25 protein-coding genes are annotated in these 22,236 nt (G+C 70.3%); 19 read left to right on the top strand and 6 right to left on the bottom strand.

Annotated features, from left to right (window positions below):
* The first annotated feature begins 75 nt into the window (after positions 1 to 75).
* The 3 genes from ABEA15_RS02865 (at position 76) to thyX (ending at position 2,252) form a co-directional block, all read left to right on the top strand.
* Positions 76 to 882 carry an NAD-dependent epimerase/dehydratase family protein gene (locus ABEA15_RS02865; RefSeq protein WP_345555358.1) on the top strand — a complete coding sequence of 269 codons (807 nt, stop codon included), beginning with the start codon at positions 76 to 78 and terminating at the stop codon, positions 880 to 882.
* Between the two features lie 65 nt (positions 883 to 947).
* Positions 948 to 1,088 (top strand): GPGG-motif small membrane protein, encoded by a 141-nt coding sequence (locus tag ABEA15_RS02860; RefSeq protein WP_344145026.1) that lies wholly within the window; start codon positions 948 to 950, stop codon positions 1,086 to 1,088.
* A 366-nt stretch (positions 1,089 to 1,454) separates the two neighbouring features.
* Positions 1,455 to 2,252 (top strand): FAD-dependent thymidylate synthase, encoded by a 798-nt coding sequence (gene thyX, locus ABEA15_RS02855; protein WP_345555356.1) that lies wholly within the window; start codon positions 1,455 to 1,457, stop codon positions 2,250 to 2,252.
* A gap of 157 nt (positions 2,253 to 2,409) precedes the next feature.
* Here the strand turns inward: thyX and ABEA15_RS02850 are convergent, their stop codons facing one another.
* The 3 genes from ABEA15_RS02850 to ABEA15_RS02840 form a co-directional block, all read right to left on the bottom strand.
* A complete protein-coding gene (locus ABEA15_RS02850; RefSeq protein ID WP_345555355.1) occupies positions 2,410 to 2,931 on the bottom strand; it encodes a hypothetical protein in 522 nt (173 codons plus the stop codon).
* Complete coding sequence (locus ABEA15_RS02845; RefSeq protein WP_345555354.1) at positions 2,918 to 5,179, bottom strand: hypothetical protein; 2,262 nt, start codon at positions 5,177 to 5,179, stop codon at positions 2,918 to 2,920. The genes ABEA15_RS02850 and ABEA15_RS02845 overlap by 14 nt, the downstream gene beginning before the upstream one ends.
* Positions 5,180 to 5,661: 482 nt before the next feature.
* Entirely contained in the window at positions 5,662 to 6,483 is an 822-nt protein-coding gene (locus ABEA15_RS02840; RefSeq protein ID WP_345555457.1) for a hypothetical protein, read from the bottom strand.
* 190 nt (positions 6,484 to 6,673) lie between these two features.
* On the opposite strand from ABEA15_RS02840, the gene ABEA15_RS02835 reads away from it, so the two are divergent.
* The 7 genes from ABEA15_RS02835 to ABEA15_RS02805 all read left to right on the top strand — a co-directional run bounded on the left by ABEA15_RS02835 (position 6,674) and on the right by ABEA15_RS02805 (position 14,763).
* Positions 6,674 to 8,413, top strand: coding sequence for a carbon starvation CstA family protein (locus ABEA15_RS02835; protein ID WP_345555353.1), 1,740 nt, complete (start codon positions 6,674 to 6,676; stop codon positions 8,411 to 8,413).
* Between the two features lies 1 nt (position 8,414).
* Positions 8,415 to 8,690, top strand: a complete 276-nt coding sequence (locus ABEA15_RS02830; RefSeq protein WP_344145016.1) for a cory-CC-star protein — start codon at positions 8,415 to 8,417, stop codon at positions 8,688 to 8,690.
* Positions 8,691 to 8,793: 103 nt separating this feature from the next.
* Positions 8,794 to 9,687, top strand: a complete 894-nt coding sequence (locus ABEA15_RS02825) for an ArsA family ATPase (RefSeq protein WP_345555456.1) — start codon at positions 8,794 to 8,796, stop codon at positions 9,685 to 9,687.
* A gap of 160 nt (positions 9,688 to 9,847) precedes the next feature.
* Positions 9,848 to 10,555, top strand: a complete 708-nt coding sequence (locus tag ABEA15_RS02820; protein ID WP_386699676.1) for a CDP-alcohol phosphatidyltransferase family protein — start codon at positions 9,848 to 9,850, stop codon at positions 10,553 to 10,555.
* Between the two features lie 55 nt (positions 10,556 to 10,610).
* Complete coding sequence (locus ABEA15_RS02815; RefSeq protein ID WP_345555352.1) at positions 10,611 to 13,109, top strand: sugar phosphate nucleotidyltransferase; 2,499 nt, start codon at positions 10,611 to 10,613, stop codon at positions 13,107 to 13,109.
* Between the two features lie 360 nt (positions 13,110 to 13,469).
* Complete coding sequence (locus tag ABEA15_RS02810) at positions 13,470 to 14,012, top strand: double zinc ribbon and FHA domain-containing protein (RefSeq protein WP_344145010.1); 543 nt, start codon at positions 13,470 to 13,472, stop codon at positions 14,010 to 14,012.
* A 280-nt stretch (positions 14,013 to 14,292) separates the two neighbouring features.
* Positions 14,293 to 14,763, top strand: a complete 471-nt coding sequence (locus ABEA15_RS02805) for a bifunctional nuclease family protein (RefSeq protein ID WP_311545219.1) — start codon at positions 14,293 to 14,295, stop codon at positions 14,761 to 14,763.
* A gap of 35 nt (positions 14,764 to 14,798) precedes the next feature.
* Here ABEA15_RS02805 and ABEA15_RS02800 read toward each other — a convergent pair whose 3' ends face one another.
* From ABEA15_RS02800 to ABEA15_RS02790, 3 genes are all read right to left on the bottom strand, one after another.
* Positions 14,799 to 16,286 carry a hypothetical protein gene (locus tag ABEA15_RS02800; RefSeq protein ID WP_345555351.1) on the bottom strand — a complete coding sequence of 496 codons (1,488 nt, stop codon included), beginning with the start codon at positions 16,284 to 16,286 and terminating at the stop codon, positions 14,799 to 14,801.
* A gap of 116 nt (positions 16,287 to 16,402) precedes the next feature.
* Positions 16,403 to 16,762, bottom strand: a complete 360-nt coding sequence (locus ABEA15_RS02795; protein WP_345555350.1) for a hypothetical protein — start codon at positions 16,760 to 16,762, stop codon at positions 16,403 to 16,405.
* 239 nt (positions 16,763 to 17,001) lie between these two features.
* Positions 17,002 to 17,553 (bottom strand): helix-turn-helix domain-containing protein, encoded by a 552-nt coding sequence (locus tag ABEA15_RS02790; protein WP_345555349.1) that lies wholly within the window; start codon positions 17,551 to 17,553, stop codon positions 17,002 to 17,004.
* Between the two features lie 168 nt (positions 17,554 to 17,721).
* Between ABEA15_RS02790 and ABEA15_RS02785 the strand changes: the two genes are divergently transcribed.
* The 9 genes from ABEA15_RS02785 to bet all read left to right on the top strand — a co-directional run bounded on the left by ABEA15_RS02785 (position 17,722) and on the right by bet (position 22,225).
* Positions 17,722 to 17,961, top strand: coding sequence for a helix-turn-helix domain-containing protein (locus ABEA15_RS02785; protein WP_345555348.1), 240 nt, complete (start codon positions 17,722 to 17,724; stop codon positions 17,959 to 17,961).
* Positions 17,958 to 18,677, top strand: coding sequence for a hypothetical protein (locus ABEA15_RS02780; protein ID WP_345555347.1), 720 nt, complete (start codon positions 17,958 to 17,960; stop codon positions 18,675 to 18,677). Before ABEA15_RS02785 ends, ABEA15_RS02780 begins: the two co-directional genes overlap by 4 nt.
* On the top strand, positions 18,674 to 18,958 hold the full coding sequence (locus tag ABEA15_RS02775; RefSeq protein WP_345555346.1) for a helix-turn-helix domain-containing protein: 285 nt from the start codon (positions 18,674 to 18,676) through the stop codon (positions 18,956 to 18,958). Before ABEA15_RS02780 ends, ABEA15_RS02775 begins: the two co-directional genes overlap by 4 nt.
* A gap of 78 nt (positions 18,959 to 19,036) precedes the next feature.
* Positions 19,037 to 19,318, top strand: coding sequence for a hypothetical protein (locus ABEA15_RS02770; protein ID WP_345555345.1), 282 nt, complete (start codon positions 19,037 to 19,039; stop codon positions 19,316 to 19,318).
* Positions 19,318 to 19,731: a hypothetical protein gene (locus tag ABEA15_RS02765; RefSeq protein WP_345555344.1), complete on the top strand. Its 414-nt coding sequence runs from the start codon at positions 19,318 to 19,320 to the stop codon at positions 19,729 to 19,731. The genes ABEA15_RS02770 and ABEA15_RS02765 overlap by 1 nt, the downstream gene beginning before the upstream one ends.
* Entirely contained in the window at positions 19,721 to 19,999 is a 279-nt protein-coding gene (locus ABEA15_RS02760) for a hypothetical protein (RefSeq protein WP_345555343.1), read from the top strand. Before ABEA15_RS02765 ends, ABEA15_RS02760 begins: the two co-directional genes overlap by 11 nt.
* Positions 19,996 to 20,319, top strand: coding sequence for a hypothetical protein (locus ABEA15_RS02755; protein ID WP_345555342.1), 324 nt, complete (start codon positions 19,996 to 19,998; stop codon positions 20,317 to 20,319). Before ABEA15_RS02760 ends, ABEA15_RS02755 begins: the two co-directional genes overlap by 4 nt.
* On the top strand, positions 20,316 to 21,248 hold the full coding sequence (locus ABEA15_RS02750) for a YqaJ viral recombinase family nuclease (RefSeq protein ID WP_345555341.1): 933 nt from the start codon (positions 20,316 to 20,318) through the stop codon (positions 21,246 to 21,248). Before ABEA15_RS02755 ends, ABEA15_RS02750 begins: the two co-directional genes overlap by 4 nt.
* Entirely contained in the window at positions 21,245 to 22,225 is a 981-nt protein-coding gene (bet, locus tag ABEA15_RS02745) for a phage recombination protein Bet (RefSeq protein WP_345555340.1), read from the top strand. The genes ABEA15_RS02750 and bet overlap by 4 nt, the downstream gene beginning before the upstream one ends.
* Positions 22,226 to 22,236 lie beyond the last annotated feature (11 nt).

Here is a 22,236-nt window from a genome sequence, read left to right as displayed (position 1 = left end):
CCGCCGCAGGCCGGTTCGTCCGCAACGCGCCAGGCCGTGTGCCCAGCACCCCGCCTTCCCCATAGGCTCGAATGCATGGACGTGAAACTTGGCAGGGTCGTGATCACCGGGGCGGCGGGCAAGATCGGCGCCACCGTGCGCGAGGGACTGCGGGAGGACGCCGACCACCTGGTGCTGGTCGACATCGCCGACATCGAACCCGAGGACGGCGCCGAGACCGCGGTCAAGGCCGACATCGGCGACCGCGCCGCCCTGTGCGAGGCGTTCAGAGGCGCCGACGCGGTCGTCCACCTCGCCGCGATCCCCGGCGAGGCCGCCTTCGACGAGCTGCTCGACGCCAACGTGCGCGGCACCCTCAACGTCCTGGAGGCCGCGCGTCAGGCCGGGGTGTCCCGCGTCGTGCTCTTCTCCAGCAACCGGGTCACCGGCAACTACCCCATCCACCACCACGTCTTCCCCGACGAGCCGCCCCGCCCCGACGGCTTCTACGGGGTCACCAAGGTGGCCGGCGAGGCGCTGGGCCAGATGTACGCCGACACCTTCGGACTGGAGGTCGTCGCGCTGCGCGTCGGCTCCTTCGAGGAGCAGCCGACCGAGACCCGCCACCTCGCCACCTGGCTCAGCCCGCGCGACTGCATCGGGTTCGTGCGCGCCGCGATCACCGCATCCAACGTGAACTTCGTGGCCGCCTACGCGGTCTCCGGCAACGCCCGCAGGTTCTGGGACCTCAGCGTCGGCGAGAGCGAACTGGGCTACCGCCCGGTCGACGACGCCTCGGCCTACGCGGGCGACTTCCCCGACGACGACCCCTTCTGGCACGGCGGACCGCAGGGCGGCGACTTCGCCGGACCCGACGCCGTGCTGCCCTACCTGCAGGAATGAGGCCGCCGCGCGGTCCGTTGCGCGGCAGGCGTTAAGAGATCTCCGGTGGGGTTAGTGACCGGGCCATGAGCACTATCGCACTGATAATCGGAATCGTACTGATCGTCGCGGGCATCTTCGCTCTGCTGCGCCGCCAGATGCTGTGGGGCATCGTCCTCGTCGTCGTCGGCGTGATCGTCGCGCCGGGCGGCTTCCTCATCGGGTGAGGCCCGCCCCCTGGTCGGCCGCTCCGCAGGGATCACCGGCGAAGCCGGCCCGGGCCGACCCCTCGGCCCGGCTCGGGGGCGTGCAGGTCACGGAACCATCGCAACCGGCGGACAACCGGGGCCGTCCAGGCCCCGCCCCACCTCGCACCGGCCATCCCCACTCCGTCCTCGCAGGCCCCGCCGCCGCGGCGGCGCGGCACGGGGCCTGCGACCATCGTCCCCGGGCTTTGCTACGTTCGGACGGACACCGCCGCCCGGACCACCGCCGACGCCGCTCGCCGCGGCCGACGGCGCTCCCTCCGGATGCGGCGGTCGCCGCACGCACGCGCCGGGCCGCCGGGCCCGCCGATGGGGGAGTTAAGCACGGTGAAGAGCGTCGAGCCCGAGGTCCGCCTGATCGCCCGCCCGCAGTTGGACTACGACGAGGTGGCCGGCTATCTGGCCGACGTCGGCGGGCAGAGCTGGCTGGAGCGGCTCGACCGCGGCGAGCTCGACTCCGAGCTGAACGACCCGCAGAACCTCGCGGAGTTCGCCGGGCGCCTGTGCTACCGCTCCTGGGAGCCCGGCCTCAACCCCAACGTGACCCGGGTGCGCACCGACCAGGACCAGTACCTGGGCAACCTCCTCGCCAGCCTGCACGGCTCCGTCCTGGAGCACGTCAGCTTCAGCTTCGTGCTGCACAACGTCAGCAGGGTCATGACCCATGAACTCGTTCGGCACCGACCCGGCACCGCGGTCTCCCAGGAGTCGATGCGGTTCGTGCGGCTGGAGGACCTGCCGTTCTGGTTCCCCGAGTGGGCCAAGGACGACCCCGAGCTGATGAAGCGCGCCACGGAGATGCTCGACCAGATGGAGCGCTTCCAGCGGTGGATGGCCGAGCACTTCGGCCTCGATGAGGAGGGCGTCAAGTTCGCGGAGAAGAAGCACCGCACATCCTTCATGCGCCGCTTCGCTCCCGAGGGCGTGGCCACGGGCCTGGTGTGGACCGCCAACGTCCGCACCCTGCGCCACACCCTGGAGGCCCGCACCGCTCCCGGCGCCGAGGAGGAGATCCGCCTGCTCTTCGGCAAGATCGGCGCACTCATGCGCGAGGAGGCCCCGGCCCTGTTCAGCGACTACGAGGTAGAGGACGGAGCCTGGACCCCCAAGTGGCGCAAGGTGTGAGGGGCTGACCGGCGCCGAGTCCGCCTCGATCGGGGAAGGCCGTCCGCCTCTCGGCTCTATGCGACGTAGCCGACAACGAGGTGGCCATGGGGTCTTCCCTCGTTTTCTCTCGGGAGGACGCCGACGAGACCATAAAGGTCTACAGGGTCGGCTGCCGTCACGTGGAGCGTTCCCAGCGTGCGATGGAACCGTACTCACCGAATTCCGGAACCGGCTCCCAGTTGGCCTCCACCGAGGTCTCCTTGTACTCGGCTATGTCTTTGACGTTCTCGTACTCGTTGAACTTCGTGTGCTTCAGATAGCCGTCTTCGCGGTAATCGAACTCCTCGTATACCTTCGAGTCCTTAACGGTCAGCCGAGGGTTGTCGTCCGGGTATTCCCAAATGAAGACGCGCTTCAAGAAAAGCTGCTTGTCGCTTACTTTGGCGAACTCGTACTGCACATGCGGGCGGCCGTGGTCGTCCAGGAACTGAGTGCTGGCGTAGGCGTTCTTCCAGCAGATCGTGACGAGGATCGGATGGGAGAGACCCGGATGTGTCGAGAGGACTGCCGTGTACTCATCGCCCTCTGCATCCCGGCTGGAGGCCTCGGACTCGGTGAGGGGTGTGCCGATGCGATTGCGCCGGTAGTTCCATGTCCAGCAGTAGGCGACCTTCGGCAGGTCTTCATTCGTTGCCATGGGCTCCGTCGTCCTCCTCGTCTGGCAGTTCGTAGATGTTCCCCTCGTCGTCCCTGATCGTGATGTTCAGATCTTCGGCCTTCTCCAGGATTATTTCGGGGATGCCCGCCTCTTGAACCGGAACTTCGAGAATCATATCACCCTTGAGGGGCTTTCCGATCACATCGGGATCCAGGTCCCTACGGTTGGAGGGGGTGTCTGCGATTACCGTGCCCGGTGCATAGTTGTCCCGGAGGTCGTAAAGGTAACTAAGACCTGTCTTCTCTTGAATCTCATGGAACTGGGTATGCTTTCTCGAGACAATCTCCTTGTTTGGTATGTAGGAGTCGAGTCTCTTGTACTGGTTTCCGGGAGTGTGTTCTCCGACGTGTATCTCGTTCGCCCCGCCTCGCGCGGTGTAGATCGGCTCCCGCCTTGCATTGAAGGCGTTCCCGCGGTCGACATCCGGCAACCACTCGGGCCGCGACGACCGGCGCTGCTCGGAAGCCTCCTCTGAGGGCGCGGAATCGTCGTCTCCCGAGCTCTCCGAATCCGGTCGGCCGGGTCGGTCACCGCCAGTTCCCGAGTCGTCGTCGGTGGGGCCCGACGGTCGGCCGTCTTCCGGCGGGGTGTCCGCCTCGTTCTCCGGTGTGGCCTGATCTCCTCGCTCATCTGACGCGGACGGCCGATCGTCGCCTCCACCGTCTCCGCCCTCCGGATCTCCGCCGCTTGGCGCGGCGGGGCGGCCACCTCCGGGTGGGCCGCCTGGTGGGCCGCCTCCGGGTGGGCCGTCACCGCCGGCGGGGCTGGGGGACGGTCTCGACGGCCGTTCGGAGGGCGACCCGGAGGAGGGCGACTCGGTCGTCGGCGGGGCGGGTTCGGGCTTGGTCGAAGGGGGATCGTTCGGGCCTTCGGCGCTGGCCTGGACGCCGGGGGTGTCGTTCGGGGCGCCGACCAGGGCCGGTTCGCGCTGCTCGACCGTCTCGGCGAGGTCGCCCGCCCGCCGCATGGTCTCCTCCCAACCGAGCTCGGAGGCCATGTCCTCCCAGTCGGTGAGCTGGTCCTGGATCTCCCGGGCGGTGGGGATCCCGTTGCGCGGCCCGGCGCCGTCGAGCTTGAGGTCGAAGTCGGGCCGGCCGCCCGAGGCCGCCGAACCGGACGCCGAGCCGCCGTCCCCGCTGTCGCCGCCGTGGCCCGAGCCGGGGCCCAGGTCGCCCAGCTTGCCCAGGGTGCGCATGACGCGGGTGCCCCGCCAGGCCAGCAGCGGGACGCCGGCCACGGCGCCCACCCCCGAGGCGGTCAGCGCCACGCCGGCGACGATGCTGCCGATGTTCACCACACTCTGGGTGATCACATAGCCGGGGCGGTCTCCCCACTCGTTCCAGGGCACCATGGAGTGGGCGACCTCGGTCCAGGCGGTGCCCGCCGTCGACCAGCTGAAGCCGTCGGGGCCGTAGCCGGCGAGCATGCCGGCGCCCGCGAAAGTGTCGCTCCAGGTCTGGGTGGCGTTTCCCCACATGGTCGCGGGGTCGAGGGTCCAGTCGCCCTGGCCGTCGTGCAGTCCGGCCAGGGCCAGGGTGTCCTTGACCGATCCCCAGGTGAGGTCGACGACGGCGGCGCCGACGTCGGCGTACCACGGCGCATCGTGCTCCTGGGGCACGGCCCACGGCGTGGCCACGTCCTGGTGGGCCTCGGTGTAGCCGTAGGCCTGCTCGCCCTCTCCCGGGTCCGGCTCGGATCCCGGGTCGGTGGCCACGAACGTCGTGCCGCCGAACAGGGCGGTGATCTTGTTGGCGCATTCGCGCTCGGCGGCCATGAAGTCGTTCTGGACCTTGATGAGGTCGTTGTTGAGCTGGTTGAACTCCTCGACCTTGTCCTCGTCGGAGCGCCAGTCGTCGTCGGCGTCGATGTGGTCCTGCATGTCCTGGGCGTCGTGCTTGAGGGCGCGCCAGCGCTCCAGGATGGGCCGCACATCGGCGGCGAAGTCCAGCAGGGCGTCGCCGGCGGTCCTGGCCGCGTCGCCGACCTCGTCGCCCTTGGTGGCCACGGGGTCGATCGCGGAGAAGAGGGTCTCGTCCTCGGGCGCGCTGTAGATGCCCTGCAGGCCGCCCCAGGCGGATTTGATGTCGTTGCCGATGTCGGAGACGTCCTGGCCGTCGCCTTTGACGGCGCGTGCCGCCTCTTCCAGGTCCTCGACCTTGACCGGGGGGATCGTGATCGCACTGGGGTCGATGCCGTCCGCGAGGCCTGGGGGGATCTCCGTATTCACCCGTTTACCCTTTCGCCACGCCTTTCCGGGGCAGTCCGGGTATTACCTTAGAGCGCGCATCGCGGATGAAATCGGAAGTTTGTCCCGTATTGCGGAAACGCAAATCCCGGCCGGTGCCGAGGGCGGGGGAGGGGCCGGAGTCCTCCCAGTGCAGGGCCGGGCGCTGCGCGGGTGCCGCGCAGCAGCTGGCCGAATCCGGACACGACGGGTCGACGCGGTCGCACTCCGGGTGCTCGTTCGAGGCGGGGCCCGCGTCGCACGGCCGGGGAGCCGCGGCCGGTGCCGTCCGCCGCGTTCCACCGGCCGTGCCCGGACCGGGACGACGAACCGTCTTCCGCCTGCCGGCCCGCACCGCGGGTCAGCGGGGGTGTCACCCGTCTGCAGCGGACCCCGGCGCCGCCCCGGCGCCGCTTCCGGTCTTCGCCGTCATCGGCGCGACCGCGCATGCGAGGGCCCGTCGGGGCCGGGCCGCCGCCGGCAGGTCAGGTCTGCCCCGCGCTGCGCGCCTCGGCCCTGGCGATGCCCTGGCGGCAGGCGCGGACGACGTCGCGGTGGTTGCGGTAGCGCGAGAGCAGGTTGTAAGGGGGCAGGTTGTAAGAGGGGAGGGGCGTCTCGGCGGGGGTTCCGGTGCCGCCGGTGACCGCGAGGTGCTCGCCCTCGGTGCGGCCGGTGCGCCACCAGCGCTCCCAGCGCTCGAAGTCGGGGCTGTGGCGGTGGGCGAAGGCGAAGGCCGGCTCCCCCGCGCCCTCCAGCGCCGCACCGTCGCGGCGCCACAGCTCGACCGCGCCGCCGGGCTCCTCGGGCCAGGCGCGCGCGGTGACCGTGTCCACGCGCGGCGCCGCGCCCTCGGCGCCCGGGCGCACCAGCAGCGCGTCCTCGCCGCGCCTGCGAGCGGGGATCTCGTGCTCCTGCTCCAGCGCCGTCAGGGTGATCAGCACCCGCGGCATCCACCACCAGTTCTCGCGCCGCGCCATCAGCCCGTCGGCGCGCAGCCGCGTCGGCGGGTGCTTGACGATCTCCTGCTCCAGCAGGTGGTCGGCGAAGCGCTTGCCGTCGAGGTCGAAGCGGATGTCGACCGGTCCCGCGGCCAGGGTCCCGCCCGAAGCGTCCTCGGACGCCTGCTCGGTGACGGCGAAGGCGGCCCGCCCCGAGGTCATGGTGTCGACCGCGTCCAGGTGGGCCATGGGCAGCGCCACGCACGGGAGGTCGTCCCACACGAGCGGCACCACCGGGATGCCGACGGGGCCGTCGGACCCGGACCAGCACATCTCGGCGGTCGTCGATCGCCGCCAAACCGTGACCATGTTCAGCAAGGCCAGCCCTTTGTACGCGAGGAGACACGTGTTAATTTCTGGAGACTTTATTCGATCTTCGATGGTTTGTGTCCCGGTCCGCGGCGCCTCGGCGATCGGCCGCTCCATCCGATGCCGGGCCGATGCGCGGCTCGGAAGGGGTGCAGGCCGCGTGTGCAGACGTGTGACCTAAGGACAGCCAATGCCAGCAGCCGTAGTCATGGTCGTGGTCCTCGCGATATTCGCACTGGGCTACCGGTACTACTCGGCGTACTTGGCCAAGCGCGTCTACGCGCTCGACCCGGCGTTCGTGACACCGGCCCACACCTACCGCGACGGTATCGACTTCGTCCCCACCAACAAGCACATCGTCTTCAGCCACCACTTCATCTCGGTCGCCGGCGCCGCCCCGATCGTGGGGCCGGCCGTCGCGGTCTTCTGGGGCTGGGGACCGGCCCTGCTCTGGGTGGTGGCGGGCACGGTCTTCGCCGCCGGCGTGCACGACTTCGGCGCGCTGGCGGTCTCGGTGCGCCACAAGGCCAAGAGCATCGGAACACTGGCGGGCGAGGTGATCAGCGCCCGCTCGCGCGTGCTGTTCCTGCTGATCCTGTTCTTCCTGCTTACCATGGTCAACGCGGTCTTCGCGGTGGTCATCGGCATCCTGCTGGACGGCAACCCGGCCGCGGTGCTGCCGGTGCTGGTCACCATCCCGCTGGCCATCGGACTGGGCCAGATCGTCTACCGCCGCCGGACCGCGGCGCTGGTCCCCTCGATCATCTGCCTGGTCGTCGTCTACGCCTTCATCCCGCTGGGCGTGGCGGTGCCGGTCTCGCTGGACCCGCTCGCCGGAGCGCTGGGCATGTCGGCCCAGACCCTGTGGGTGCTGCTGATCTTCGTCTACGCGTTCTTCGCCTCGCGCCTGCCGGTGTGGATGCTCCTGCAGCCGCGCGACTACGTGAACCAGCTGCAGATGGTGCTGGCGCTGGCGGTCATCTTCCTGGGCGTGGTGGTCGGCTGGGACAGGATCGTCGCCCCGGTCGTCAACGACGTGCCCGCCGGCTCTCCGCCCTGGTTCCCGCTGCTGTTCGTGACCATCGCCTGCGGCGCCGTCTCCGGCTTCCACAGCCTGGTCTCCTCGGGCACCACCTCCAAGCAGCTGGACAAGGAGACCGACGCCCGCTATGTGGGCTACCTGGCCTCCTCCGGCGAAGGCGCGCTGGCGCTGTGCTCGATCCTGGCCTGCACGGCCGGCGTGGTCGCCACCGCCGGCGAGTGGGACACCCTCTACGTCGACTTCGCGACCGCCTCCGACGGCGCGGTGGGCAACTTCGTCAACGGTGTGGCCGGGTTCGCCGGCAACCTCGGCGTCCCGCTGTCCGTGGGCGCGGTCTTCGCCGCGATCGTCGTGATCAGCTTCGCCGCGACCTCCATGGACACCGGCGTCCGGCTGCAGCGCTACATCATCCAGGAGATCGCCGAGATCACCGGGTTCCGGCCGCTGGCCCGCAACCTGACGGCGGCCACCTCGGTGGCGGTGCTGATCCCGCTGGCTCTGGCGCTGGTACCGGGCAACTTCGCCTTCGGCACCCTGTGGCAGCTGTTCGGCACCACCAACCAGCTCACCGCCGGACTGGCGCTGTCGGTGATCGCGGTCTGGGTGACCAAGAAGAGCCGCAACCCGATCGCGGTGCTGGTGCCGCTGGTCTTCCTGGTGATCATGACCACCTGGGCGCTGGTCATCAACCTGATCGGTTTCGTCTCCTCGGGCGACCCGATGCAGATGTTCCTGCTGGCGCCGCTGGACGTGGCCATCTTCGTGCTGGCGGTCTGGCTGATCGTCGAGGCGGCGATCGCCCTGCGCCGGGCCTTCGCCCAGCGCGGGACCGGGGCGCCGGAGGCCGCGTCGGCCGACGAGACCGCGGGCACCGACGAGAGCCAGTGACGTGACCGGGAGGTGGGAGCGGCTGCGCAGTGCGTGGCGCCGGATCGAGGCGTTCCACCAGGAGTGGTTCGACGCCCGCTGGCGCTACGCACTGCGCCGCGAGGCCCGCACCCAGCAGGACACGCTGCGGGCCATGCTGCTGCTGCAGACGCTGGGCGTGGAGGACCCCGCCGGCTATGAGACGCTGGACCTGATTCCGTACATGGTCGCCGACCTGCACGAATGGCATCAGCGCATGGGCCGGGAGACCTTCGGCGACGCCGGGGTGTGCTGCTGAGCCCCGTCGGGCGGCGACAGGCAGGGGGGATGCGGCCGTGGCCGCCGACGAGCAAGCGGGGCCGGCCGACCGCGCCGAGGCCGGCGAGGCCCCGGCGGGCGGCGTGGTCGGCGCCGAGCCCATCGCCTTCTTCGGCGGCAAGGGCGGAGTCGGCAAGACGACCATGGCCGCCTCCGCCGCGCTCGCCCTCGCCGACCGGGGCCTGCGCACCCTGCTGATCTCCACCGACCCCGCCCACTCGCTCGGCGACGCGCTGGAGACCCGGCTCGGCGAGAGCCCGCGCCGGGTCGCCGAGAACCTGTGGGCCGCCGAACCCGACGCCGAGGCCGCCGTGCGCCGCCGCGTCAAGCAGGTCACCGACGACGCCTACGCGGCCCTGCCGCGCGAGATCATGCCGGCGGTCCAGCGCCACCTCGACCACGCCGCCGCCGGACCCGGCATGACCGAGTCCGCGCTCAACGACCTGCTCATCGACGCGATGGACCGGGTGCCCGGGGAGTGGGACCGGCTGGTCGTCGACAGCGCCCCGACCGGCCACCTGCTGCGCATGCTGCACATGCCCACGCTGCTCACCCCCTGGCTGGAGGGCCTGGCGCGCCAGCGGGAGCGCGCCGTCGACGCCGACCGCTTCGCCGCGGGCGTGGTCGGGGGCTCCGCCGAGCCCGAGCGCGACCCGCTGCTGGACAAGCTGCACGCGCGCCGCCTGCGCCTGGAGCGCGCGGCCGAACGGCTGCGCGGCGAAGCGGCGGTGCACCTGGTGCTGCTGCCGCGGCGGATGGTGCTGGCCGAGACCGAGCGCGCCGCGGACGAGCTGTCGGCCGCCGGGTTCCGCTTGGGCCCTGTGGTGCTCAACCAGGTGCCCGAAACCCCCGACGCCGCGGTCGTTGAGGCGGTGCGGGCGCGTTTCGGGCGCTACGGAATCCGCCGCTGCCGACTCCGCGACGAGGAGCCCACCGGCGCCGACCGGCTGCGCACGCTCGCCCTGTCGCCGTTGTAACCGCGCCTTTCCGCTGTGACCTCCCCGCTATAACCCGAGCCTGTGCCGGGTAAGCTCGCTATTCGGACACTTGGGAGGTGGGGTGGCGAGCCGAGTGAGCCCGCGCGCAGCGGCGCGCACCGCAGGCGACCGGGTCTGGACCGTGCCGAACCTGCTGAGCATGCTGCGCCTCGTGGGCGTGCCCGTGTTCCTGTGGCTGGTGCTGGTGCCCCAGGCCGACTGGTGGGCACTGGGCGTGCTGGCCTTCGCCGGGATCTCCGACTGGCTCGACGGCAAGATCGCTCGGGCCTGGAACCAGATGAGCCGGCTGGGCGCGGTGCTCGACCCGATGGCCGACCGCCTCTATATCTTCGCCGCGCTGCTGGGGCTGGTGATGCGCGGCATCGTGCCGTGGTGGCTGATGGCGGTGCTGGTGCTGCGCGACGTGCTGATGGTGCTGGCGCTGCCGGTCATGCGCTACTACGGCTACGGCACGCTGCCGGTGAACTTCGCGGGCAAGGCGGCCACCCTCTGCCTGCTCTACTCCTTCCCGTTGCTCTTCGTAGCCGGATACGCCGGAATCGTCGGCGATGTGGCGCGCGTCGCGGGTTGGGCGTTCGCAATCTGGGGAACGGCTATCTACTGGTGGGCCGGGCTGCTGTACGCGGTGCAGGGGCGGCGCCTGATCGCGCACGCCCGGCGGGCCGACCATCCATCGGGCACGGGTGAGAACGCCCTGCCCGGGGTAGCGGCCACTTCCGGCCACGACAGCCGCGGGGCCCCGGAGCCGGCGCCGTCGGACCAGACGGCTCCCGGCGGCGGTTCCCAAAGCCCCGGACCACCACCCAGCGGCACGAACAACAGGAAGGGAGCGACATCCCCACCATGAGAACGCGCCCGAGGGCGTCCGGCCGTCCACATCGCGGGGTCTGGGGGTGGCCCCGATGAAGGCCGTAGTCATGGCCGGAGGAGAGGGCACCCGCCTCCGCCCGATGACCGCCAACCAGCCCAAGCCACTCCTGCCCGTCGTCAACCGGCCGATCATGGAGCACGTCCTGCGGCTGCTCAAGCGGCACGGCTTCGACGACACCGTCGTGACCGTCCAGTTCCTGGCCACGCTGATCCGCAACTACTTCGGCGACGGCGAGGAACTCGGCATGAACCTGCACTACGTTGCCGAGGAGGTGCCGCTCGGCACCGCCGGCAGCGTCAAGAACGCCGAGGAGCACCTGCGCGGCGAGCCGTTCATCGTCATCTCCGGCGACGCGCTGACCGACATCGACCTGAGCGACATGGTGCGGTACCACCGCGAGAACGGAGCGAAGGTCACCATCGGGCTCAAGCGGGTCGAGAACCCGCTCGAGTTCGGCATCATCATCGTCGACGAGCAGGGGCGCGTGCAGCGGTTCCTGGAGAAGCCGACCTGGGGCCAGGTCTTCTCCGACACCGTCAACACCGGCATTTACATCATGGAACCCGAGGTGCTCGACGAGGTCGCCGAGGGCGAGGTCGTCGACTGGTCGGGCGACGTGTTCCCCAAGCTGCTCAAGGACGGCGAGCCGCTCTACGGCTACATCGCCGACGGCTACTGGGAGGACGTCGGCACCCACGAGAGCTACCTGCGCGCCCAGGCCGACGTCCTCTCCGGCAAGGTCGACGTCGAGATCGACGGCTTCGAGGTATCGCCGGGCGTGTGGATGGCCGAGGGCGCCGAGGTCGACTCCGAGGCCGTGCTCAAGGGCCCGCTCTACATCGGCGACTACGCCAAGGTCGAGGCCGGCGCCGAACTGCGCGAGTTCAGCGTGCTCGGCAGCAACGTGGTGGTGCGCTCCGAGGCGTTCCTGCACCGCGCCGTGGTGCACGACAACGTCTACATCGGCGCCAGCACCAACCTGCGCGGATGCGTCATCGGCAAGAACACCGACGTCATGTCCAGCGCCCGGGTGGAGGAGGGGGCGATCGTCGGCGAGGAGTGCGTCGTCGAGTCCGAGGCCTACCTCTCCAACGACGTCAAGGTCTACCCGTTCAAGACGATCGAGGCCGGCGCGGTCGTCAACACCAACGTGATCTGGGAGTCCCGCGGCCAGCGCTCGCTGTTCGGCCAGCGCGGAGTCTCGGGCCTGATCAACGTCGAGATCACCCCCGAGCTCGCCGTGCGCCTGGCGAGCGCGTTCGCCACCACGCTGAAGAAGGGATCGGTGGTCACCACCTCGCGCGACGTCTCCCGGGCGGCGCGCGCGCTCAAGCGCGCGGTCATCAGCGCGCTGACCGCGTCCGCCATCGACGTGCGCGACCTGGAGGTGGTGCCGCTGCCGGTGGCGCGCTTCCACACCTCCCAGAGCGGGGTGGCCGGCGGCATCAGCCTGCGGACCTCGCCCGGCGACCCGCAGTCGGTGGACATCATGTTCTTCGACGAGCGCGGCGCCGACCTCTCGCCGGGGGCGCAGCGCAAGCTGGAGCGGGTGTTCTCGCGCGCCGAGTACCGCCGCGCCTTCCCCGGCGAGATCGCGGAGCTGTCCTTCCCGTCGCGGGGCGTGGAGAACTACGCCCACGACCTGCTGCGCACCGTCGACACCACGGGCATCGGCGAGGCCGGCCTCAAGGTGGTCGTCGACTGCGCCGGGGGCACCGGGTCGCTGATCCTGCCCTCGCTGCTGGGCCGGCTCGGCGCCGACGTGCTCACCGTCAACAACCGGCTGGACGAGGACTCGCCCACCGACACGCTCGCCAAGCAGATGCGCGACCTGCAGTACCTGGGCGAGCTCGTCTCGTCGTCGCGGGCCGACTTCGGCGTGCGGTTCGACCCCGTGGCGGAGCGGCTGTCGGTGGTCGACGAGAACGGCCAGGTCGTCGACAACGAGCGCGCCCTGCTGGTGGTCCTCGACCTGATCGCCGCCGAGCGCGGCGGCGGCCGGGTCGCGCTGCCGGTCACCACCACGCGCGTGGCCGGGCAGGTCGCGGGCTACCACGGCGTCGACGTGCAGTGGACGCCCACCGCCGTCGACGAGCTGGCCAAGGCGGCCCAGGCCGACGACATCGTCTTCGCCGCCGACGGCCGCGGCGGCTACGTGGTGCCGGAGTTCTCCCGCACCAGCGACGGCATCGCCGCGTTCGTGCGGCTGCTGGGCCTGGTGGCGCGCACCCGGCTCTCGTTCAGCGAGATCGACCGGCGCATCCCGCAGGCCCACCTGCTGCGCCGCTCGGTGCCCACACCGTGGGCGGTCAAGGGAAGCGTCATGCGCGCCGTGGTCGAGGCCTCGGAAGGACGCGAGGTCGACACCACCGACGGTGTCCGGGTGGTCCAGTCCGACGGCTCCTGGGTGCTGATCCTGCCCGACACCTCCGAGGCGGTCACCCATCTGTGGGCCGAAGGGCCCGACTCCGACACCGCCCAGCGGCTGCTGGAGGAGTGGGCCCAGGTGGTCGAGCAGGCCGAAGGCTGAGCCCGGCGACCGCCGGAGCCGAGTCGAGGGCCCTCCGGTGCACGGCCGGACCCGGCCGTGCACCGGAGGGCCCCGACGGGTCGGCACCGCCTCCTGTGCGCCGTGGATATGGTTTAGAGTCGAGTGTTCCCCACTGGCGGCCCTCCGGCGCTGCGCCGGGCCCGGTAGCGGGACGCGATCGTGTGCACAGCAGAGCACGGCAGGGGATGACACCATGTAAGAATCCGAGGTGAGCCGGGGGAACACAGCACCGGCCCACCCCGTTTTCCCAGTGGGTGCGCGGTACGCCGCCCACCCAGGCGCAAAGGACCACCAGCCGAATCAAGCACCGCCCCGTGCGGTAGGAGGCCGAGCCGACCTATGTCGAGCGTTTACTGCACGCAGTGCGGTCACGCCGTTGCGGATGATGCCCGTTTCTGCTCCAACTGCGGTTCCCCCATCCGTACGGCGGGGCAAGGTTCCGCCCCCGGATCCGGTGGCAGCCGCGACTCCGTCGGTGAGACCACCTCCACCATCTCCATCGCCGGCATCCAGGCGCTGGAGGCCGAGGCCGAGGGCGAGGACCTTCCCGGCGAGCCCACCAACGTCGACGCCCTGCCCCCCGGCACGGCGCTGCTCGTCGTCAAGCGCGGCCCCAACGCCGGCAGCCGCTTCCTGCTGGACAGCGACGTCACCACCGTGGGGCGCCACCCCAACAGCGACATCTTCCTCGACGACGTCACGGTCTCCCGGCGCCATGTGGAGTTCTTCCGGCGCGGCAACGGTTTCGGCGTCCGCGACGTCGGCAGTCTGAACGGCACCTACGTCAACCGCGAGCGCATCGACGAGGCCGAGCTCGGCGGCGGCGACGAAGTCCAGATCGGCAAGTTCCGCCTGGTCCTGCTGACCAAGCCGCGGCGCTGAGGCTCCTGCGCCTCCGGCCGCGCCGAGCAGGTTTGCGCCTCCCCTCCACCGGAGAGCCTTTTTAGGGAAGACCGCCACCGATGGCGCGATCGGGGACATCGCGGTCATGTCACCTGTAAGCGGCGTCGGGGAAGGTTATCGGAGCCCGGTCCGGGCGCCCCGCGGTCCCGGACCTGTCTCGGACGCCTGTCGGTGTGGCGGTGTACCGTGAAGAAGACGGAGCAGAGCACACCCTGGCGGGTGCCCCCTCCGGCACGACAAGTCGTGGGACGGAGCCGCAGTGAAGCACATGGAGGTTGTCGGCGTCCGGGTCGAGATGCCCTCGAACCAGCCGATCGTCCTGCTCAAGGAGACCGACGGCGAACGCTACCTGCCGATCTGGATCGGCGCGGTCGAGGCCACCGCGATCGCGCTCGCCCAGCAGGGCGTCATGCCCGCGCGCCCGCTCACCCATGACCTCTTCCGCGACGTCCTCGATGCGCTGGACGCCGACCTGACCACGGTCAACGTCACCGCGCTCAGCGACGGCATCTTCTACGCCGAACTGGTCTTCTCCAACGGGGTCGAGGTCAGTGCCCGCCCCTCCGACTCCATCGCGCTGGCGCTGCGCACCGGCGCGCCCATCTACGCCCACGAGGACGTGATCGAGGAGGCCGGGGTGCCCATCCCCGACGAGCAGGAGGACGAGGTCGAGAAGTTCCGCGAGTTCCTCGACCAGATCTCGCCGGAGGACTTCGGCCGCACCACCTGATCCCCGAAGATGCAGGTCAACAAAGCGTGACGTTACTATACCGCGTGGAGCCGGATCGGTCGATGCCCCGTATCTGGAGCGGATCTGGAGCCACTCCCCGAATGTGACGGACGGTGAGCATCGAGGAGGCGGTCCAGAGTCGGCACCGGAGACTCGGTGCCCAGGATCCGGGCTCGGTCCTTCAGTGCCGCCTCCCATGCGGCGCTGAGATCCTTGCACAGCCGCCGCCGCATTCCCGGGGTGACATGGGAGTAGCGGGCCTGAATCGAACTGTTGGCGTGGCCCATGCGCTCGTCTGTGAGTGGATCCTCGGTGCGCAGCTCCTCCAGCAGGGTCCGATGGGAGTGGCGCAGCAGGTGCTGGCGGCGCATGCCCGGCTGGATTGGCACCCAGCAAGCCACCGCCGGATCCGGGGTGGTCTTCTTGGCGTCCCAGCGCGAGGCGCGGCGCCGTGTACGGTCCCATGGCCCGATCTGGCCACCTTCAGGCGGCTCGTCGACGTAGACGAGCCGCTCCTTTCGTTTGTCGCCGGGGTAGTAGCGCCCCAAGGCCGCCGGCGCCCAGTACTGGTACAGGAACGTGGAGTGCGCCCAGTGGTGACGCCCGAGTCCGGAGAACACGTGGATGCCGGGCTCGTGCCGATGCTCCGGGCTCAGGTTGCGCCCGCACGGGCACCATTTCGCGCGCCCATCCACCTTCGGGTGCACCACCCTCTCGGCCTGCTCCTCCAGCAGGTCTGCGAGGAACCCGGGTAGATCGATCGGGCGGATCGACCCGCGCTTGGGCGGCGTGCGCGCCATCCCCTGGGAGCCCTCCTCAGCGAGCTGCCAGTCCACCTGGAGCCGGTCGCGGGACAGCAGGGTTTTCTCGATGCCGATAAGCTCGCCCCAGCGCAGCCCGGTGTAGAACTTCGTGATCAGCATCGTGAACTCGTCGTCGCGGCCGGTCAGCACCGCGGCGCGTTCAGCGATCAACAGCGCGCCCAACGGGCTCGTGGTGACCTTCTTCTCACGGTCGCGGGCCGCCGCCACCCGCCGCGGCGCGGCGCGCCCCCGCGAGCGTTGCTGCGCGGCCGGGTTGCGGTACAGCAGGCCGTGGGCGACCGCGTCGGAGCACATGGTCGAGAAGCGGCCCCGGATCGCCCTGATGCGCGACTCAGAGTACCCCGCCGCCCGCAGCCGGCGGATCCATTCGACGAACTCGACGTCGGCATCGGCGAGGTCGCGCAGCAGCCAGTCGCCCCAGGTGGGGACGATGTGGTTCTCCAGGATGCCCTTGTAGCCGCGCATGGAACCGAGTTCGAGGTCGAGGCCGGCGTACCAGGTGTGGGCGTAGTCCTCGACGGTGAGTGTGTGACTGGATCGGGTGCGGCGCCCGCGGCGGCGGGCCTCCACCTCGCGCTCCTGGGCGTACTCCAGGGCCGCCTTCTCTGATGGGAATCCCGACTCTTTCTCGGGAGTCTTCTTCCCCGGCACCCGCCAGCACGCGCGCCACGACTTCACCAGCTTCTCGGCGTAGGCCACGGCGGCTCCTCGGGTCGGATGGGCTCCATTGTGCACCGCGCCGGCGGGCGCGGGGGAGTGGTCCGCGGCATGAGTGGGCCCCCTGCAATCCCTCCCTGCAGGGGGCCGCGGTGTCGTCAGGCTCCGGGCCAGCGAAGCTGTGGCGGGATGATCCGCCGCTGTACGGGCAGCCACAGCCACGGTTGGAGGGCGCCGAGCGGGTCGCGGCGGACGTGGTCGAGGTTGAGGCTCCAGGCTCCGTAGCCGTTGAGCCATGCCCTCAGGTGCGGGTCGGGCAGTGCGGCGACGACATGGCGGCAGATGTCGGCGGCGTAGAGCCCGGTATGGCCGGTGATGCGGACACCGGATGATCCGATCCAGTCGATGCGGACTGGGTCGCGGTCGGGGTCGGGTAGGTGGTCGGCGTCGACCCAGAGGTTGATGTTCGGGTATTCGGATTCAGGGAAGCGCTCGCGCGCATGCACGCCAGTGTGCAAGTTTCCCCCCTCGGTCGGGTTTCGGCTGAGCCCTCGCCCCCGGGGGGAGTTCGGGGGATTGGGGTACTCAGAGTAACCCTGAGGCAAAGGGGGCATCTAGTGGTGCTTGGGGGATTTTCGCGGGTAATCGGCATACGTGCAGGTCAGTGAACCGTATCTGTGGCATGGGAAAACCGCTGGTGACGGGCATCTCCAGCGGTCCAAGTGTGGTAACTCTATGTGTCTGTCGGGTGGGTGGGTCAGGGGTTTCGCGCGTCCTCCGGATCGCCCAGAATCCGGTCCCCGTAGGCCTTCGCGAGCATCTCCCGGAACAGGGCGGCGACCTCCAGCGGATCACGCTCCGGGTCCATCCCTTTGGACGACTCGATGTAGTCCGCCGGGTCCTCCGGGGAGGTCCACCGGTAGGTGTAGCGGATCGCCGGCCCGCCGGGCAATGAGGGGTCCTGCGGCTCCCACCACAGCTCCTCCGTCGGGCGCAGCGGCCATCCCTTCATATGTCCCGACCCTGTGCGGTCGGGCACGGAGTCCTGCAACTCGGCCATGATCTGGGCTACGTCCGGTCGCCCGACCCGCTCCATCTCCTGGGGTGTGACGTCGACGACAAGTGCCATACGGGCGACCGTCTGAGTGACCTTCGCCCCCGTGGCAGGGCGGGTTCCGTTGACGATGTGGCGCCATCGCGTCCCGCTCAGGCCCGCCAGTTCGGCTGCACGGTTCTGCGAGAGGCCGCGTCGGCGGGATTCGCGGGCCTCCTCGATCAGTAGTCCTTCTGGGGGCTGAGTGGCGGTCATGCGTCTCATTCTGTTCGCGAACGTTCGCGAAGTCTAGCTCAGGCTGGCCTTACCTAGGCGACACAAAGTGCTCATCCGAAGACTGCACGTGCATATGCGTGCGGCTGATTGAGAACGTTCGCAGTTAAGGGGTTGAAGTTCGCGAACGTTCGCAGTAGGTTCTCAGTCATGAGCTCGATGAACCACTCCCCGGAACGCGTCCAGCGAGCACGCGAACGCGCCGGGATGACACAGATGGCTCTCGCTGAGCAGGTCGGATGCGGGAAATCCCTGATCAGCGAGATCGAGAGCGGCACCCGCAACTGCACCCCCGCCCGCCTAGAGAAGATCGCGCAGGTTCTCGGGGTGCGCACCGCAACCCTCGCCAGCGAGCACTACCGGCCCCGACGCAGCGAGGAGCCGGCATGAGCGAGATCCAGACGGCCCCGGGCGCCTCCCCGTTCGACGCGGTCCGCCACGTCGACTCCGAGGGCCGCGAGTACTGGTCCGCCCGCGAGCTGATGGCCCACTTCGGCTACGCCCGATGGTCCGACGTCCGCGACGGCATCGCCCGCGCCAGAGCCGCCATCACCAACTCGCTCGGTGAAACCGCAGCTCAGGATCATATTGAGGCCGACCTCCATATGATCCGCGCCGGCAAGGGCGCCCACCGCCAGGTCGACGACTTCCGGCTCACCCGCTACGGCGCCTACATCTGGGCCATGAACGGCGACCCCCGCAAAGCCGAGATCGCCGCCGCCCAGACCTACTTCGCCGTGAAGACCCGCGAAGCCGAGCTGGAGCCCGCCAAGAACGGCGACGACCTCGACGTCCTGCAGGGCATGATCGACCGGCTCCGCGAGGACCGGCAGCGAATCGTTGCCGTCGAAGGCCGTCAGGACACCACCGAAGCGCGGGTCGCCGCGATTGAGGGTCGCCACGACTGGTTCACCGCCCTCGGCTACGCCAAGCTCCACGGCCACCCCACCGACCGGACGCACCTGTCCAGGGTCGGCGCTAAGGCGACCCGGATCATGCGCGAGGAAGGCCAGGAGCCCTCGAAGCGGCAGGACGCCACCTTCGGGGCGGTCAACCTCTACCCCGCCGACGTACTGGAGCGCGCGTTCGCGGAGGTGGCGCCATGAGCCCCGACCTGCTGACCGATGCCGACGTTGCGCAGCGCCTCGGAGTGGGGGAGCGGTGGGTCGCCGAAGAGGCCAAGGCCGGCCGCATCCCGTACATCAAGCTCGGCCGCACCCGCCGCTACAAGCCGGAGCACGTCGAGCAGATCCTCGCGGACCGCGAGCAGAAGCCGCGCGCAGATGAGTCGCCGCCGCCGAAGAAGCGCCGCAAGCCACCGGTCCCGCCGGACAAGGGCGTGGTCCAGCTGCAGCGCAAGACCCCCCGGAAGCTGCGGTCGTCCTGACCGCATGAAAGCGGCCCCCGCCCGGTGGCACCCGGACGAGAGCCAAGCCCTAACCACGATCACAGAAGGAGTCAGGGCATGTCCATTGTCCACGATCTCGGACCGCTCGGCGCCACCACGGCGACGAAACTCCACACCATCCCCGCGAACACCGACACCTACATCGACGACGAGATCGGCGACGACGGCTACCCGATCATCGTGATCCGCAACGAGCCCGGCGACGTCACCCACGTGGTGCAGCTGGGCGAGGGCGACCCGATGGACCAGCACCAGGTGGCCATGGCCATGTCGGCCGCGTGGGAGCGGGTCGCGGAGCGTTTCGCCGAGCTGGAGACCCGCGCGGGGGGTGGCCGGTGATGGCCGCGCCGACCCGCCCGCACCCGCTGGCGGACCTGCTCGCCGAGGCCGGGGTCGCCCTGACCCCGACGCAGGAGCGTGTGATCGCGCTGCTGGAGGAGACCGGCTTCGATCAGGACGCCGCGTCGCTGCTACGGACCTATGCCGCGCACCTGGTGCCCGCGCCCCGCGCCGGACTGCGGTCCGCGCACTTTGTGGACCGGGTCGCCCACCCCTCCGGAGCCGACCCCGAAGCCGCGGGCGGCCTGCCGACGTACATGACGATCGGCCTCGACACCGAGGGCCCCTGGTGGCACTGCAGTCGCCACTGCAAGGAGCACCGCGGCCTGGTGGACGCGGCGTTCGAGGTCACCTCCGCGAAGGACCACCTGGACACCTACCACCAGGGCTGGAGGTCCGGAGATGACCGCTGAATCCGCCGTACTCCTGGCCGCCGCCGCCGCCGTGACCGTCGCCGTCGTGATCGGGTCCATGGCCCTGGGGTGGGTGCTGCGCGGCCGCGATGACCGCCGCATGCGCGACACCGCCCGGGCGCTGCGGGGCCGTGTGCACGAGCTGGAGGACTGCCTGGCGCTGGAGCAGCGCGTGGTCCTGGCCCTGGGCGAGCACCTGCCCGAGGACACCGTCCGGGCCGCCGTGGACTCGGTCACCGGCGCGTCCGAGGGGAGGCACGGGCGATGAGCGACGAGATCCCCACGCCGATGTGCGACCACTTCGCCGACATGGACTACCACCACATGGCCGCCGACGAGCTGCTCAGGGACTGGATGGCGGGCAACGCCGACCGGTCCGCGGCCACCAAGGAGCTGTACGCCCTGGCCCGCGCGGCGTTCGCTGCCGCCCGGGCGCTGCGCGAGGCCGACGACACCGTGGCCGCTGAGGGCGACCTGTTCCGCGAGCTGGGGTTCCAGCAGTGCTTCGGCGGGTGGGTGCGCGACAAGTTCGACGCCGATCGCCACGACATCCGGGCGATGCCCACCACCGAGGAGGACGACCGATGACCGTCACGCAGACCCCGACCGGGCGCCTCCTCGGCACCTGGCCCGACGGCTCCGCAGATTGGCACGCCGCCCGCGCCGGCCGCCTCGGCGGCTCCGACATGGCCGCCGTCCTCGGCCGATCCCCGTGGACCAGCCCGTACCGGCTGTGGCACCTCAAGGCCGGGCGCGTGCAGGAGGAGCCCACCACGCCGGAGCAGGCCCGCGGCCACTACCTCGAAGACGGCATCCGCCGCTGGTGGGGTGACCAGAACCCCGATTACGAGATCTCCACCGGCGGGACCTACGTCCACACCGAGCGGGACTACCAGCTCGCCAACCCCGACGGCATCGTGCTGGAGGGCGGCGAGCCGGTCGGGATCCTGGAGGTCAAGACCGACGGCCAGGACGACCCCGACACCTGGGGAAAGTCCGGCACCGACGAGATACCGCTCTACTACCGCACGCAGATCATGTGGTATCTCGACGCGCTCGGGCTGGAGGTTGCCCACGTCGCCGTTCTCACGCCGCGCCTGGAGTTCCGCCAGTACACGGTCCGCTACGACGAGACCGACGCCGCGATCCTGCGCCAGCGCGCCGAGTTGTTCCTCGACTCGCTGATGTTCAACGAGCCCCCGAACTTCGACGGGGCGAAGAACACCTACGACACGGTTCGCGAGCTGCACCCGGCCATCGACGGCACCACCGCGCAGCTCACCTTCGCCGAGGCCGCCGCCTACTGCTCGGCGAAGAACGACCTGAAGGCCGCCGAGGAACGCGAGCGCTACGAGCGCTCGGTGCTGGCCGACCGCATGGGGTCGGCCAAGAAGGCGGAGTACTGCGGCATGACGATCGCGAACCGCCAGTCCCGTAGCGGCGGAACCCCGTTCGTCGTCGCCTCCCAGAAGCTCCCGAACCTGCCCGCCCTCGAGACCGCCGAGGAAGCCGCATGAGTGAAATCGCCGTGCCCACCGTGGGCGCACTGACCCTGGACCCCACCCAGACCGAGTGGACCGAGCCGCAGACCGCCGCCCTGGCGCAACTGGGCATCGCCAACGCCCCCCGCGGCGACCAGCTGGTGTTCCTGCACCAGGCGCAGAAGACCGGCCTGGACCCGTTCGCGAAGCAGCTGTACATGATCTCGCGGTGGGACTCCCAGTCGGGCGGCCACAAGTTCACCATCCAGGCCGGTATCGACGGGCTGCGGGTGATCGCTGAGCGCACCGGCCGCTACGAGGGTCGCACCCCGATCCAGTGGTGCGGCGAGGACGGCGTGTGGCGCAACGTCTGGCTCGACGCCAAGCGTCCGCCGGTGGCCGCCCGCTGCGCGGTCTACAAGAAGGGGTTCCGCGAGCCGCTCGAGGGTGTGGCGCACTACTCCGAGTTCGTTCAGACGAAGAAGGGCGGCGACCCCACCCACATGTGGGCGACCAAGGGTGTCCACATGCTCGGCAAGGTCGCCGAGGCGCTCGCGCTACGGGCGGCGTTCCCGCAGGACCTGTCCGGCATCTACACCCCGGAGGAGGTCGGCGAGGAGGAGTCGACCGCGGCGGCCGGAGGCCCGGGTCAGACGATCGCCGAGTCGGTAGCCGCGGAGTATTCGCAGCCCTCGGGTGAGCCGATGGTCAGTTCCGCCCAGCTTTCGGAGATCGCGGGCCGCCTGAAGGACCTCGGGATGGGCAAGGACGCCGCCCTCGAGCTGTACGCAGAGGTCGCCGGCCGTGAGGTTCCGGTGACGCGGCTGCTGACGGAGAAGGAGGCGGACGCGGTCCTCGAGGAGTTGGTGGAGCGCGCGAAGCCCGCCGCCGAGCCGCCGGAGACGAACGAGGACGGCGTCGTGGACGCCCACATCGTCGAGGACGAGCCGGCCAGCGCCGACGAGGCCGACGCCCTGTGGCCGGAGGTTGCGCAGCCGGGGAGCGCCCGGTGATCGCCCGCTGG

The sequence above is a fragment of the Streptomonospora halophila genome (assembly GCF_039542725.1).
Classification (GTDB): Bacteria; Actinomycetota; Actinomycetes; order Streptosporangiales; family Streptosporangiaceae; genus Streptomonospora; species Streptomonospora halophila.
The sequence above is the reverse complement of the archived record's forward strand: the minus strand, read 5'-3'. Positions and strand labels throughout refer to the sequence as shown.

What these genes read in the sequence shown, in the direction of transcription:
- ABEA15_RS02760 (WP_345555343.1), top strand. Translation starts at nt 19,721, where the DNA reads ATGACCGCTGAATCCGCCGTACTCCTGGCCGCCGCCGCCGCCGTGACC.
- ABEA15_RS02755 (WP_345555342.1), top strand. Translation starts at nt 19,996, where the DNA reads ATGAGCGACGAGATCCCCACGCCGATGTGCGACCACTTCGCCGACATG.
- ABEA15_RS02835 (WP_345555353.1), top strand. Translation starts at nt 6,674, where the DNA reads ATGCCAGCAGCCGTAGTCATGGTCGTGGTCCTCGCGATATTCGCACTG.
- ABEA15_RS02820 (WP_386699676.1), top strand. Translation starts at nt 9,848, where the DNA reads ATGCTGCGCCTCGTGGGCGTGCCCGTGTTCCTGTGGCTGGTGCTGGTG.
- ABEA15_RS02775 (WP_345555346.1), top strand. Translation starts at nt 18,674, where the DNA reads ATGAGCCCCGACCTGCTGACCGATGCCGACGTTGCGCAGCGCCTCGGA.
- ABEA15_RS02780 (WP_345555347.1), top strand. Translation starts at nt 17,958, where the DNA reads ATGAGCGAGATCCAGACGGCCCCGGGCGCCTCCCCGTTCGACGCGGTC.
- ABEA15_RS02850 (WP_345555355.1), bottom strand. Translation starts at nt 2,931, where the DNA reads ATGGCAACGAATGAAGACCTGCCGAAGGTCGCCTACTGCTGGACATGG.
- ABEA15_RS02840 (WP_345555457.1), bottom strand. Translation starts at nt 6,483, where the DNA reads ATGGTCACGGTTTGGCGGCGATCGACGACCGCCGAGATGTGCTGGTCC.
- bet (WP_345555340.1), top strand. Translation starts at nt 21,245, where the DNA reads ATGAGTGAAATCGCCGTGCCCACCGTGGGCGCACTGACCCTGGACCCC.
- ABEA15_RS02860 (WP_344145026.1), top strand. Translation starts at nt 948, where the DNA reads ATGAGCACTATCGCACTGATAATCGGAATCGTACTGATCGTCGCGGGC.
- ABEA15_RS02785 (WP_345555348.1), top strand. Translation starts at nt 17,722, where the DNA reads ATGAGCTCGATGAACCACTCCCCGGAACGCGTCCAGCGAGCACGCGAA.
- ABEA15_RS02790 (WP_345555349.1), bottom strand. Translation starts at nt 17,553, where the DNA reads ATGACCGCCACTCAGCCCCCAGAAGGACTACTGATCGAGGAGGCCCGC.
- ABEA15_RS02865 (WP_345555358.1), top strand. Translation starts at nt 76, where the DNA reads ATGGACGTGAAACTTGGCAGGGTCGTGATCACCGGGGCGGCGGGCAAG.
- ABEA15_RS02815 (WP_345555352.1), top strand. Translation starts at nt 10,611, where the DNA reads ATGAAGGCCGTAGTCATGGCCGGAGGAGAGGGCACCCGCCTCCGCCCG.
- ABEA15_RS02770 (WP_345555345.1), top strand. Translation starts at nt 19,037, where the DNA reads ATGTCCATTGTCCACGATCTCGGACCGCTCGGCGCCACCACGGCGACG.
- ABEA15_RS02765 (WP_345555344.1), top strand. Translation starts at nt 19,318, where the DNA reads ATGGCCGCGCCGACCCGCCCGCACCCGCTGGCGGACCTGCTCGCCGAG.
- ABEA15_RS02750 (WP_345555341.1), top strand. Translation starts at nt 20,316, where the DNA reads ATGACCGTCACGCAGACCCCGACCGGGCGCCTCCTCGGCACCTGGCCC.
- ABEA15_RS02810 (WP_344145010.1), top strand. Translation starts at nt 13,470, where the DNA reads ATGTCGAGCGTTTACTGCACGCAGTGCGGTCACGCCGTTGCGGATGAT.